Source organism: Streptococcus anginosus subsp. whileyi MAS624, from assembly GCF_000478925.1.
Classification (GTDB): domain Bacteria; phylum Bacillota; class Bacilli; order Lactobacillales; family Streptococcaceae; genus Streptococcus; species Streptococcus whileyi.
Map to the genome: position 1 here is coordinate 1,372,694 of NZ_AP013072.1, position 13,059 is coordinate 1,385,752.

At 36.9% G+C, this 13,059-nt stretch carries 15 protein-coding genes; all 15 read right to left on the minus strand.

Annotated features, from left to right (window positions below; genetic code table 11):
* Window positions 1–38 precede the first annotated feature (38 nt).
* Window positions 39–974, minus strand: coding sequence for an IS30 family transposase (locus tag ANG_RS06965; RefSeq protein WP_020999450.1), 936 nt, complete (start codon window positions 972–974; stop codon window positions 39–41).
* A gap of 133 nt (window positions 975–1,107) precedes the next feature.
* Complete coding sequence (locus ANG_RS06970; protein WP_025271857.1) at window positions 1,108–1,398, minus strand: hypothetical protein; 291 nt, start codon at window positions 1,396–1,398, stop codon at window positions 1,108–1,110.
* Between the two features lie 95 nt (window positions 1,399–1,493).
* A complete protein-coding gene (locus ANG_RS06975) occupies window positions 1,494–1,883 on the minus strand; it encodes a hypothetical protein (RefSeq protein ID WP_003033500.1) in 390 nt (129 codons plus the stop codon).
* Window positions 1,862–3,103 (minus strand): replication initiation factor domain-containing protein, encoded by a 1,242-nt coding sequence (locus tag ANG_RS06980; protein ID WP_003033496.1) that lies wholly within the window; start codon window positions 3,101–3,103, stop codon window positions 1,862–1,864. Before ANG_RS06980 ends, ANG_RS06975 begins: the two co-directional genes overlap by 22 nt.
* A gap of 282 nt (window positions 3,104–3,385) precedes the next feature.
* Window positions 3,386–5,059, minus strand: a complete 1,674-nt coding sequence (locus ANG_RS06985) for an FtsK/SpoIIIE domain-containing protein (RefSeq protein ID WP_025271858.1) — start codon at window positions 5,057–5,059, stop codon at window positions 3,386–3,388.
* A gap of 10 nt (window positions 5,060–5,069) precedes the next feature.
* Complete coding sequence (locus tag ANG_RS06990; RefSeq protein WP_003033304.1) at window positions 5,070–5,933, minus strand: IS982 family transposase; 864 nt, start codon at window positions 5,931–5,933, stop codon at window positions 5,070–5,072.
* A gap of 236 nt (window positions 5,934–6,169) precedes the next feature.
* Window positions 6,170–6,877: a glucosaminidase domain-containing protein gene (locus ANG_RS06995; protein ID WP_003035004.1), complete on the minus strand. Its 708-nt coding sequence runs from the start codon at window positions 6,875–6,877 to the stop codon at window positions 6,170–6,172.
* A gap of 120 nt (window positions 6,878–6,997) precedes the next feature.
* On the minus strand, window positions 6,998–7,585 hold the full coding sequence (yihA, locus tag ANG_RS07000) for a ribosome biogenesis GTP-binding protein YihA/YsxC (protein WP_003035043.1): 588 nt from the start codon (window positions 7,583–7,585) through the stop codon (window positions 6,998–7,000).
* Window positions 7,586–7,596: 11 nt separating this feature from the next.
* Complete coding sequence (gene clpX / locus ANG_RS07005) at window positions 7,597–8,829, minus strand: ATP-dependent Clp protease ATP-binding subunit ClpX (RefSeq protein ID WP_003027977.1); 1,233 nt, start codon at window positions 8,827–8,829, stop codon at window positions 7,597–7,599.
* A 37-nt stretch (window positions 8,830–8,866) separates the two neighbouring features.
* On the minus strand, window positions 8,867–9,040 hold the full coding sequence (locus tag ANG_RS11110; RefSeq protein WP_003035049.1) for a hypothetical protein: 174 nt from the start codon (window positions 9,038–9,040) through the stop codon (window positions 8,867–8,869).
* The gene (locus tag ANG_RS07015) at window positions 9,040–9,552 is read right to left on the minus strand and encodes a dihydrofolate reductase (RefSeq protein WP_003035097.1); all 513 of its coding nucleotides are present in this window, start codon (window positions 9,550–9,552) and stop codon (window positions 9,040–9,042) included. Before ANG_RS07015 ends, ANG_RS11110 begins: the two co-directional genes overlap by 1 nt.
* Window positions 9,553–9,738: 186 nt before the next feature.
* Window positions 9,739–10,578 (minus strand): thymidylate synthase, encoded by an 840-nt coding sequence (locus tag ANG_RS07020; protein WP_025271859.1) that lies wholly within the window; start codon window positions 10,576–10,578, stop codon window positions 9,739–9,741.
* Between the two features lie 85 nt (window positions 10,579–10,663).
* On the minus strand, window positions 10,664–11,881 hold the full coding sequence (locus tag ANG_RS07025; protein WP_003034942.1) for a voltage-gated chloride channel family protein: 1,218 nt from the start codon (window positions 11,879–11,881) through the stop codon (window positions 10,664–10,666).
* Between the two features lie 15 nt (window positions 11,882–11,896).
* Window positions 11,897–12,160: a chorismate mutase gene (locus ANG_RS07030; protein ID WP_003035068.1), complete on the minus strand. Its 264-nt coding sequence runs from the start codon at window positions 12,158–12,160 to the stop codon at window positions 11,897–11,899.
* 38 nt (window positions 12,161–12,198) lie between these two features.
* Window positions 12,199–13,041: a hypothetical protein gene (locus ANG_RS07035; RefSeq protein ID WP_025271860.1), complete on the minus strand. Its 843-nt coding sequence runs from the start codon at window positions 13,039–13,041 to the stop codon at window positions 12,199–12,201.
* Window positions 13,042–13,059: the final 18 nt, after the last annotated feature.

The following is a 13,059-nucleotide window of genomic DNA, read 5'->3' on the forward strand; positions in this document are numbered from 1 at the left end:
ATTAAATACATGATAAATTGCAAGAATAAGTGCAACATTTACTCGTACTCATCCACTAGAGCTTCACAAGCAGTTCTGTAAGCTAAACATTTTCGTGGTCGGTGATTGATATCATATAAGGCCTTGTTCAAAGCCTCATCAGAGATAGCGGCTAAATCTGTTTTCTTTGGAAAATATTCTCTTAGTAAGCCATTGGCGTTTTCATTGCTTCCTCTCTGCCAGGATGAATAGGCGTCCGCAAAGAAAAAGGAAATTCCTAAATTCTCTACCAGAGGATAGCAGGCAAACTCTTTTCCCCTATCTGAAGTGAAGGTTTTAAGAGCCTCTTTTGGAAATAGCTTATAAAGTTGTTCGATGGCTGAAAACATGGATTTGGCTGTTCTGTCTGGTATCTTGAAAGCTAAGTAAAAGCGCGTTTTTCGCTCCAGAAAGGTCGCTAAACAGCCCTTGCTTTTGCCTCTGGAAGACACCACAGTATCGAGCTCCCAGTGACCAAAGGTCTCACGATTCCTGACCTCTTTAGGACGTTTGGCAATCGATGTGCCAATCCTAAATCTTCCACGTGTTTCTTTAGGTTGTCGAGTTTTTCCTTTACGACGAAGGACACTCAAATCCAGAGCAATCAAACCAGCATAGAGCCAGTTATAGATTGTTTTAAAAGCTACCATCGGCCTTTGTTCAAGCTGATAGCGGCCACAAATCTGTTCAGGCGACCAGGAGGATTTTAAACCGTCCTCAATTTCCTTTTTCAACGTTGGTGTCAAACGAGACTTCCGACCTTTTTGCTTAGCCCTGTGGTCATACTGTTCCTGTGCTAGGGCTGCGGAGTAACCATTTTGGCATCGTCTTAACTCTCTTGAAATGGTAGACTTATGGACGCCAAGTTTACTTGCAATTTGGCAAGGTTTCAAACCTAATTCCAAGTAGGTTTCTATCTTTATTCGGTCGGTTATGGTAAGATGGAAGTAGCTCATAGTTTTTCCTCGGGATTCTGTTTGTGTGGTTACTTACAGTTTACACCAATGAAACGCTATGAGTTTTTTTGTTGCACTATATTTTACAATTTATCAATAAAAAAAGAGAGGCTTTCACCTCTCAAGTTTTTAACTAATTTGCCAACTCAGACAATGCTTTTCCACATCCACGAAGAATGCCTTGGAAATGTCGCATTTCTTTATTAGCCCACCAATATTTTTTCAGTTCGCTTTGAATATCTTCAAGTCCTGATTCTTTTATCTGTTTACCAGTCAATTCCTCAAACTGTTCATTTTTCAAAAGATTATTTAATCGTTGGGAAGCGTCAAATGCTTCCTCGAATTTATTTGTCTGTAAAAGTTCGCCCAATTCAGAAGAAGTGCCTTTTACTTGTTTAATAAACGTTTTTGTTGTTTCAGCCATTTTTGTTTCTCCTTTTTATTATATTATTTATAGCTTTACTTTTATAACTAACCTACTTCTTTGTAGGTGAACGAATCATCCTCATCTTTTTAACTCTACTTTCTAAAAGATTCCCTTCGTGCTAACAAACGCTTATACAAACGATGTTCCGCACAAAGTTTTAATATAACTTCCCTTTGTTTCTTTTCAGATTGCATTAAAATTCCAAAAATCAATAACCTTCTTTTCAAAGTAACTAACTGTCTTAAATCCCGTTCATAATCTTGTTGTAAAACAAATAAACCTGCAAAAGTATCTTTATCACAAGAAGAACGAGCTTGACGAACCAATTCTTGAATATCCATTTGATAAGTATTCATTGTCCCTTGTTCTATTTCAGGATGATAAAACACTCTATCTGGAATCATCAAAACACAACTTTTTACAATTGGTTCTAAGTCCTCTCTGCTTTCCAAAAATAACTTCAACTGCTTTTCTGCATACATGAAAGACTGCTCCTTACTGAATTTAAAATTTTCTCACCTCGATCGTTTAGTTCTCCTGAATTGATAATCATTCGCAAATTTTCTTCACAAACTAATTTGTCATATTCTTCTACCAAAGCAAGTGAATCAGATACCTGGTGCATTAACCAGCGGATAGTGCGTTCAATGTTATATGCTTCAGGCTGAGTTGATAATTTCAACGGTTCAACTCCGCCAAATAACAATTGCCATTTTTTATCCATAAGATAAGCACCATAATCATTCAAGCCGTCATAAACATTGATTTTACTATTGATTAAAGCTCGTGCAATTTCTGCTAGGTCTACACCTAACAAGTATTCTTCCACCACTCCTTGAGCCTTTCCATGAGATAAACGAATTTCATACCGATTCCAAATTCCAAATACTTCCAAGGACTCTTCTATACTTAGATTTTCTTGTTTCGCTAACTCATATCGTTTTTCATAAAAGTTAAAATACATTTCAGATTGACGACTGCCAAAATAAAGAGAAATACCTTGACGATTTTCCTCAATTTCCTGTTCATCTTCAAAATTTAAAGAACCACCACCAATGTAATTCCATGTCCGCATACTATTGAAATCCAATTCTTTATGATAATACTTTGTAATCATATCTGATAACAAAAATTGTTCTGTTTCCTTTTCATATCCTTGATACAATTCATCAATTGCCAAATCTAAGCGAGTAACACGCATATCTTCTCCGTAAGCTATCTTTAATTCTCGAAAAAAATCAAGCCAAGTAATTCCCTCATTTTCAAAAATGAGTTCCATTTGGCGACAACCTTTCCCAGACAGCTGCATTGTGATTTGATAATTACCTGCTTCAAATTTATCAAAATAATCAAAAATCCAAATATCACCCCGTTTCCACAAGTGGTTATAATTCATCAGCTTAGATTCATACGACTGAAAGTCTTTAAAAGCAACATGCAAAAATTTTTTACAAAAAAATTCTAAGTCTCGTATGCTCATTAACGTAATTCTCACATAGTCCACCATCACACGTAATCGAGACGGATCATGCTCTAAACAACCAAACTTAGACTTTATTTCACGAAACTTATCTAGTGTCAATTCACGACGACCTGTTTCATAGAATTTTAAACTCTGCAAACTAATTCCTGCAGATAAAGCAAATTCTTTTTGAGTTAATTTTCGTTTCTTTCTAAAATCCTTTAAGTACATTGGATTCATGCAAATTTTCTCCTTTTTCTTCATAAAGTTTACAGTTTTCCGCCCAAAAGTTTACAGTATCAAAAACTCGTAAACCCTTGATACACTTGGGATAAGGCGGGTTGTAATTTGTATTTTTTCAAATATTACCCCCCTATTAGAAATCAGGGGTTGAAAATTGAAAATCCCTCTGATGAGAGATAGGATAACCGGTGTATCGGGATAAACGGCTGCCCTACGGTCAGACCTATCCCTACACCTATCCTATCTCTCATCAGAAGGAGCTCAATAGCCCTTCTTCTACTATTCTCCCGTAAAATACTGAGATAATAGCTGTTTCCACGTGCCTGTATAATTCTCTTTCTTTTCAAAAAGACGACTTACCAACTGCAATTCATCATCTGAAAAAATAATATTTCCTTCCTCACGTGTAAACTGATGATAGTCTTCCTCTTCCAGGAGAGCTACCAATTTTGTAACTTGACTAAAAGTTTTTTTCGCTTCTTTAGCCACGTCCATTACACTAAACAATACTACATCTTCCAATGGCATTTCCTCCATTTCTTCTACATCAAATGGCTCTAATTTCTCTTGAACAATAGATTGACCTTCCGTCGCCTTCTTCGCAAACTCTAACAAATCATCACTCATCAGCAAATCTGCTTGTAATTGTGTATTCTCCATTGGATCAAATTGATTTTCATGACGTTCAATTTTCACAAACTCATCATAAAATGAAAAACCTTTTGTCAACAATGGTGAATAAAATTCTCGTGCTACTTCTCCAAAAACAGCTGCATAGCCTCGCCCATAGACACGACGACCAGAAACGTATTTCACATACTTAAATTCCTTATTACGATTTTCAGCACCAAATAAAGAATCATAACCATACTCATCCAATCGACCTACAGAAATCCGAAAGTTAATATTTGCTTGTAATTTTGAACCTAAATCATCACGAGATGGCTTTTGCATAGCTATAATCCCAAAACATCCAGCTTGGCGTCCTAACAACAGAAATTGACCAATTGCATCATCTACTAAATTCCTTTGTTTAAAATCCAGCATAGACATTAAAGCATTGTACTCATCACAAACAAAAAAGTATGGCTCTAACCCATACTCATAATATTTCTTCAAATCCTTATGTCCCAAACGTTGCATTTCACTACGCATAAAATCGTATCTAGCCATCATTATAACAACAGCATTTTGAAAACGCTGAACAATATCCTGAATTTCAAAAACAACACGACCTTGAAAAGCAGGCATATCCGCCATCGTGACAAAATCTGCACGTTTTGGATCACAAATATCTACTACACCAATCTTTGCCAAGCAATCAATCAACAAACGTAGTAAAACAGTCTTACCTCCACCAGCACCACCTGCAACAAGTAAATGAGGATCATCAATAAAATCCCAATAAAGATTTTTCATTAAGCGAACCCCTTTTTCCTTATCCCAAATAACTTCTGGTATTGAAATCCGATTCAAATAAGCAGAATAAGCCAATTTATAAGTTTTAAACTTTGGTTCATCTAACGTTTCCATGAAATCCATAAAAAACGTATCTTCTAGTTCTCCACCCATTTTTTTAAATTTTTCCTGAAACTTATTTCCAGCCATTTTAAATGAGATAGATAAGTCATATTTACCTTGTTGCATATAAACAGGCGGAAATTTAATAGACTTCTGCTTACTCCCCTGCTTTGTCTTTTCATAAACATAACCATGTTCAAATGAATAAAAAGACAATTTACCCAATCGTTCCATTTTCTTAAAAAATGGTGTGACTTCTTGCAAAAACCAAGTTAAATAAATTGAGAAAAAAACAGATAATAAAAAGAAACCTACTGTTAAACCAATTTGAACATAATCAAGAGCTTGATAATCTTTTATATGTAAATACATATAAAATAATACAACCACAAAAAAAGGAGAAAAAAAGAAACCAAATAAAATATAATTCATACCCGTGGTGCTAGTTAAGTTCAAAATAGCTCAAATTATAAGTCAATAGGATTTGTTCAATCCTCAGTTGTAGTCCAGCTACTCCTCTGGCAAAGGTGTGTTCCATATCAAAGAGAGCACATAACTCAGAAAAGCGCGTTTCAATGGTTCTCCTCATAACTAGTAATCTCCAGTTGTTATGCTGGCTCGCGCTTCCCATATTCTGACGTAAGGGCGTCCATAAATGATACCCTCTCTGTTTCAACCGATCTTTAAGAGCCTGACTGAGATACCCTAAATCTGCTAAAATCACAGATTGTTGGCAGCCTTCCAATAAATCCTCCACCACTTTGATATCATGAACAGAAGCTGACGTGACAATATAGTTCAGAATATAACCAGATAAGGTAACGAGCATGTGAACTTTAAAACTATAGAACCATAAGTGTTTTGACGCATTGTAGCCAATGTCTACCAATCCTTCGAAAATACTTGCTCTATGGTTACGAACAGACTGACAAAGTGGTAGGGGAAAACTGTCTACGATGGCAATCGTATTGGGGGAGATTTGGTCATTCATCGCCTGACGAATGAGTTGTAGCAACCAAATCAACTGCCTTGAACGACGATTGAAGCGACTTCTTTCCAGCAGTCGGCCACAGGGAAATAGTTGGCAGATTCGGTGAAAATGACGTTGGGATTTGATTCCTAGTTCAGCTTGCAAGAGCAGTAAGACTAATAGAGATTCATCCGAAACTTTTGACAGGCTGACATTATGACGATGTTTCAATGAATCAGGGCAATAATCCCGATAAAGCTGATGACAAATTTTTGATAATTGCTTCATATTCCATTGTAAATGATGGGATTTAGCGGTATACTGTAAGTGGCTCATTTGGACTAACCTCCTGTATGTTTCGTCACTTACAGTATAGTCCTTTTGGGCTTTTTATGGTGTTTTGAGGTTAACTAGCACCACGGGTTAGTTCTATTTTATCATAATCTAGCCTTCTCTGTGATTTGTTAGCGGATACAATTATTTTTATAGGAGAATTTTTGTTAAATGAATTCCAGATAAAAAGGAGAAGAACGATGTCGTTCTCTCCTACTAAATTTCTTTCAAATAAAATATTATTGATGACGATTTGCCCAAGCAACATCCAAATCTAACACTTCTTGTGTTGTGTATTGTTGACGATAAGGATTGTAGACTTTGTTAGTTGTTGCAACATTGGTTGCTTGCACATTTGGTACATCGTATTGTGTCAAATTATACTGTTGAATCAAATTATTCAACTTAACATTATAGCTTGTATCCGTTGCATAGACACCTGTTAAAGCAGCAGTCGCATTCATATAGCTGGTCGTATTACTCTTCCAAGCAGAAGTGTAGCGGCTATGTTTTAAAATCGCCACATAGTCTTGTAAAGATTCAACATAACTTGGATAGGATCTAAATTCTGCATTGACATTATAAGTATTTCCTTGCCCATCATCTTCTAGTGTAGCCATTGTTGCTGATTGCCCAGCATACTGTCCTTTGATGCCAAATAAATTATGATGAGGAGCGGCTGATAAAGCAGAACGTCCAGAATTGCTTTCCAGAATGGCTTGTGCAATCATAACCGAAGCATACAAATCATTCTCTTGTCCTAATTGACGAGCCGTTTCACCAATTTGTGAAATGAACACCTCTGTTTGAGTTAACGGACGTTGGTAAGTCTCATCATTGGCACTAGCTGGGTGAACTTGCTTGGACAAAACTGCACTAACCAATAAAGCGGCGACCGCCAAAGCTAGAACTGTTAAAATTCTTTTTTTCAATTTTTTCTTTCTCATAGCTTATTCTCCAGTATAATATATTTTGATTATAACATAAAATTCCCAGCCCTTAGTTACAATTTGGTGACAGATTCATTATAAAAAACCGAGAAAATGATTCTCAGTCTTTCTTCAACTCTAAATTTTTTCCAAAATCGCATCCCAAGCTGCTTCTAAACCATCTTTATTGACAGATGAAAAAACAATAAAATCATCATCTTTATCAAAATCTAACTTTTTCTTAATGACTGATTCGTGCTTGTTCCATTTGCCGCGTGGAATTTTATCAGCTTTCGTGGCTACGACAATGACTGGTATTTCATAATATTTGAGAAATTCGTACATTTGTACATCGTCTGCACTTGGCTCATGCCGAAAATCCACTAGACTGACAACTGCTCTGAGATTTTCCCTGCTCGTAAGATATTCCTCGATCATCTTGCCCCACTTCGCTCGTTCTGTCTTAGAAACTTTAGCATAGCCATATCCTGGGACATCCACAAAACGAAGTTTGTCATCAATATTGAAGAAATTCAGCAATTGCGTTTTTCCTGGCTTGCCAGAAGTTCGAGCTAGATTTTTTCGATTTAACAATGTATTGATAAAGGAAGATTTACCAACATTTGATCGTCCAGCAAGGGCAATTTCAGGAATCTCATCTTGCGGATAATGAGATTTATTTGCTGCACTTAGCAAAATTTCTGCATTGTGTGTGTTAATTTCCATTGCACACCTCTTTATGCTGTTTCTAAAATCGGCTTATCCGTTCCGTCAACTGCTTCCTTGGTAATCCGCACTAACTTCACATTTTCTTGACTTGGAACTTCAAACATGACATCCATCATAGTTTCCTCGATAATCGACCGCAATCCACGCGCACCTGTCTTGCGTTCAATGGCCTTGTTAGCAATTTCCTGAAGAGCATCATCATCAAACTCTAGTTTAACATCATCATAAGAAAGGAGAGTCTGATATTGCTTCACTAAAGCATTCTTTGGTTCGCGCAGGATTCGCACCAAATCATCAACTGTCAAAGGCTCAAGCGCTGCAAACACAGGCAAACGACCAATCAATTCCGGAATCAAGCCAAATTTTTGAATATCTTCAGAGATGATTTCTTGCATATAAGAACCAGTTTCATCAATGGCTTTATTATTTTGACCAAAACCGATAATTTTTTCGCCTAGACGTTGTTTAACAATTTCTTCGATACCGTCGAAAGCTCCTCCAACGATAAAGAGGATATTTTTCGTATCTACTTGAATCATTTCTTGTTGAGGGTGCTTGCGGCCGCCTTGCGGAGGTACGCTGGCAACAGTTCCTTCAATGATTTTTAGAAGCGCTTGCTGAACGCCTTCACCAGACACATCGCGAGTAATAGAGACATTTTCGCTTTTCTTCGCAATTTTGTCAATCTCATCTACATAGATGATACCACGTTCTGCACGCTCAATATTGAAATCTGCTGCTTGCAAGAGTTTCAAGAGAATATTTTCAACATCTTCTCCGACATACCCAGCTTCTGTCAAAGCTGTCGCGTCTGCAATCGCAAAAGGAACATTCAGACTTTTCGCCAAGGTTTGAGCGAGAAAGGTCTTGCCAGAACCAGTTGGTCCAATCATGAGGATATTGGATTTCTGCAATTCGACATCTTCCTCATCTTCACGATTATCATGAAAATTGATGCGTTTATAGTGATTGTAAACAGCAACGGCCAATGCTCGCTTAGCACGGTCTTGTCCAATCACATAATGATTCAAAATATTGAGTAGTTCTTGCGGTTTTGGTACTTCTGACAAGTCTGCCAGCACTTCTTCTGCTAATTCTTCTCTAATAATTTCTTGTGCTAATTCCACACATTCATTACAAATAAAGGCATTATTTCCTGCGATAATTTTTTGAACTTCTTCTTGGCTTTTACCACAAAAAGAACAATAAACCATCATTTCGTTCGTACGATTTGTAGGCATTTTTCACTCCAATTCTATTCGTTGTTTATTCTTTTTCTTATTTAAATAAGGTCATATAAAAAGCATGAATACTATTCACCAAATTTGTAAAAGCATTCAGCCAAAAGAGCACTGACAATCCATACCGTTTTTTACGAAAAGCTTGCGTTGCCGCCATAACACAAACGGCACACAAAAGAGCCGTAAAAAATCCGAAAATACTACGTTCCATTACGACTCCCTTCTCTGAAAGGTTGTGACAGTAAAGTCATACTCATTCTTTTCATCTTTGGCATGAAACTGATGAGACAGCTCCTGAAATTTCGTCATATCAAATTCTTTTGGGAAATAAGTATCACCTTGTAAACGAGCATGAATACGGGTAATAACTAATTCATCTATTAAGGGTTCGAATGCAGAAAAGATCTGACCGCCACCGATAATATAAAGAGTTCTTTCTTGATTCTTATACCATTTCATGACAGAATCAACATCATAAAACACCAGAACTTGCTCATTCTCTGCTTGATATGATTTGTCTCTCGTCAAAATAATTGTCGTGCGATTGGGCAATACTCTGCGGTTCATCCCATCAAATGTCACTCGCCCCATTAAAATAGCCTGCCCAGTTGTCATTTCTTTAAAATGCTTGAGGTCAGCTGGTAAATGCCAAGGCAATGTGTTGTTTCGCCCAATCAAGCCATTCTCATCTTGCGCCCAAATAGCTACAATTTTCTTTGTCATTTCCTCATCCTTTGAATTGATATTTCTATTTTATCAAATTTCACAAAAAAAGGCTGACTTTAACTATCAAATCAAAGCGCCAATTTATATTGCACAAGAAATCCGTTCTTTTATGATGTCTTGTGAAAATAGTTAGATACAGCCCTTTATTTTTTAGATTTTGAAAATCTGAAAACCACTTCATTCTCAAATGGCTAAATCAAATTTCAACTGTGGCTTAACAGGGATATAATCAACTAATTCAAAATTTTCTGCTTTAATGTCAAAAAAGTTGGTTCCGTCTGGGACATTCAATACTAATCGTGGCAGGCAATCCGTCGGTTCACGTCGAAGTAATTCTTCAGCTTGTTCAAATTGATTATCATAAATATGCAAGTTGTTGACAAAATAAAAGAATTTACCAACTTTCCAGCCAAAATGCTTGGCAATCATCATTTGCAATGCTACATACTGCATGGCATTGATGTGATGAGCTACCAGCATATCATTTGAGCGTTGTGTCAGAGTTGCATCCAGATAAATGTCACCGTCTACACGGCGTACGTCAAACATGGTCTGAAAAGCACAAGGCAATAGACCTTCTGTTTCCTCAAATGCTTCGTAATCCCAAAGCGAGATAATATTTCGTCGATTCCAAGGATTGATTTCTAGCTGTTTCAAGATTTTATTGATAATATCATGTTTCTTAACAACAGCGCCATAGCGTAAGCCAATCGTGCGAGTATCTCCCACTTCCCAATCATTCCAATAATGAACATTGTACTTTTCTTCTAAAATATCTAAGCTATTGGATTGGTCTTGGTAAATCCAGAGCACCTCTTTGATTGCTGACTTGATAGCAATTGGGCGAAGCGTTGTAATAGGAAATTCTCCCTTGCTCAAGTCGTATTCAGTAAAAGAACCGGTGATATACTTAGAGTTAGCCACTTTACCGTTTTTATAACGAGGGCGAGCATTTTCAGAAAAAACACCTTCAGTCAAGATTTTTCGAATATTTTCTTTAAAAATAGTATCTGCTTTTGTCATGATTTCCCTTTTCTAATATTGCTTTTTCTAGTATAACACAAAACAAAAATCTCCTACAAGTCAAAACTTTGCAGGAGAACATTCTTCAATATCGAATTTTCTGAGCTCCATAAATCGAATGCTGACGATGTAGAGAAAACGCCACCGCACACACTATGAAAAAATAGGGGAAATTAGTAAAACCAAACACCTCACAACCAATCAGAATCGGTCCCAAGAAAGTAGAGGTCGCACTTCCGAAAACTGCAGCATAGCCTAGCGCCGCAACCAAGCTAACTGGAAGACCAAATAAACCTGCCAGTAGAACGCCTAGACTTGCCCCAATTGCAAAAAGCGGTGTTACTTCTCCACCTTGAAAACCTGCTGATAAAGTCAAAACTGTTAGAAGTAATTTGAAGAACCAATCATATAAATAAATAGATTGTCCAGCAAAACTAGCCGTAATTAAATTTGTTCCAAGCCCTGAGTATCGACCTTTATCCAACAATAAAAAGACAATACTTAAGACAATTCCCATCACCACGATTCGTTTGTAGGGATTTGGAAAAATAATTGCTGCTTTCTTTTTGCTCCATGAGAGAGCATAAGCAAATACATTGCCGCAAAGTCCAAATAGAACTCCAAGAAACACTAATTTAATAAGGAGCGTTGCTGACAATGCCAGATGAACAGAAATTGGCTGTACAAACTTCTCAAGCCCTAACGCATGCGATGTCCAAGCAGCAACGAGAGAGGCTATCATGGCAGGATACAAAGCAGTCAGCTGCAAGTTTCCTACAACCAAGACTTCCATCGCAAACAAAACTGCAGCCAGTGGCGTTTGAAATAGCCCAGCAAAACCAGCAGCCATTCCTGTAACTAAAAATACTTTTGAAGTATTAGGAATAGAAAAGTTCTTGCAAAACCAGTGTGAGACTGTGGCACCCAATTGTACTGCTACTCCTTCTCGACCGGCCGATCCACCAAAAAGATGCGTCAACCAAGTCGTCACTATAACAAGAGGGATTAAGCGCTTGGGAATGTGATTTTCTACACCATGCCCAACTTCAAAAATCAAGGTCATTCCTTTGCTACTTTTCCCACCATATTTCTGATAGAGAAATACATTCACTAATCCTGCAAAAGCTAAAAAAGAAATCAAATAAAGGGAATGCAAAGTGCGGACTTCACTTAAAAATATAAGCGTTCGCCCAAATATCGTATCAATAGTTCCAATTACTAGCCCCATAAGAATGGACAATACCGTAATAGCTATCACTTGATTTCCGATATTGACCCACTTTAACCTATGAATTTTTTTCATTTTATCATTCCTATATTAGATATGCCGCTCTTGATAAGCACGTGAATGTTTTAAAAGATCTGAAAAAGTCTGCACAAGGGTGTCTTCATACTGTTTTTCCTGCACACTATTTGCAACTTTCTCTAAAATAATATGCTCACGCTGAGTATCCAATACTGCTTTCCCGGTCTGACGTTTGTAGAGAGCTACCTGGCTCACTAACGCCATTCTTTTTTCTAACAAGGTAATCAAGTCTACATCTATTTGATCAATTTCTTTTCTAATTTCTGCTAAATCCATAGCTGCCTCCTAATTACTTTCTATCTTATCAAAATCTTTTACAATATGCTAGTGGTCATCCTATCTCTACCATCTAGCTCAAGCACTTTTTCATATACCTTATCATTCCATTTTACCAGTCCATCGTTTTGATAATCTAAATAATGAATCCTGTTTTTTAAATAATTTGGAATAATACCTTCAAATTCCTTTTTATTTTGACTTGCAATAATGCAGACACAAAGACTGAGATCTAACAATACCTCATCTTTCACTTTTGCTGCATGATAACCATCAAATACATAGCCCTTTTGATTCACAATAGTTTCATACCGGAAATGAAAACTAACACCAGGTATGAAAGCTTCTTCCAGATCGACTTCCGTGGGATTTCTTTCTAGCAATCGTTCCATTGCTAACCTATAACCAGATGTCGTATTAGACCACTCAAACATGACATAGTCAAAATAATCCGCTGGATCACCTGCTGCATTTCGTTTATCGTTCACAAGCTGTTTGCCAGCCAAACCAAAAGCCTTCGTGGTAGACAATAATTTCCCACTTTTCAAAATCTCCTTAGCAGTTTCCACAGTGCAAGTATGACTGAGATAATCTGACATCACACATTCACCATATACATTAAAGGTTCTAGCTTCTTTTCTGTCACGCGGGGTAAACGGATATATTACTTTACTATTATCCAGATACTGACAGACTAGGCTTTGTAGAACAGGATTTTCACACTCTATTTGAGTCTTCCTATTGTACTTTTTTTCATACGCCACGAACTTGGCAATTTTTTCCAATTCCCAGCTGTTAATCTCAGGATAATCTACTAAGGCAAAATTGTAAGTGCCATTCCATTGAAGACTAAAATCATTTTTACAAATTTTTACTTTCATACATATAATACCTTTTTC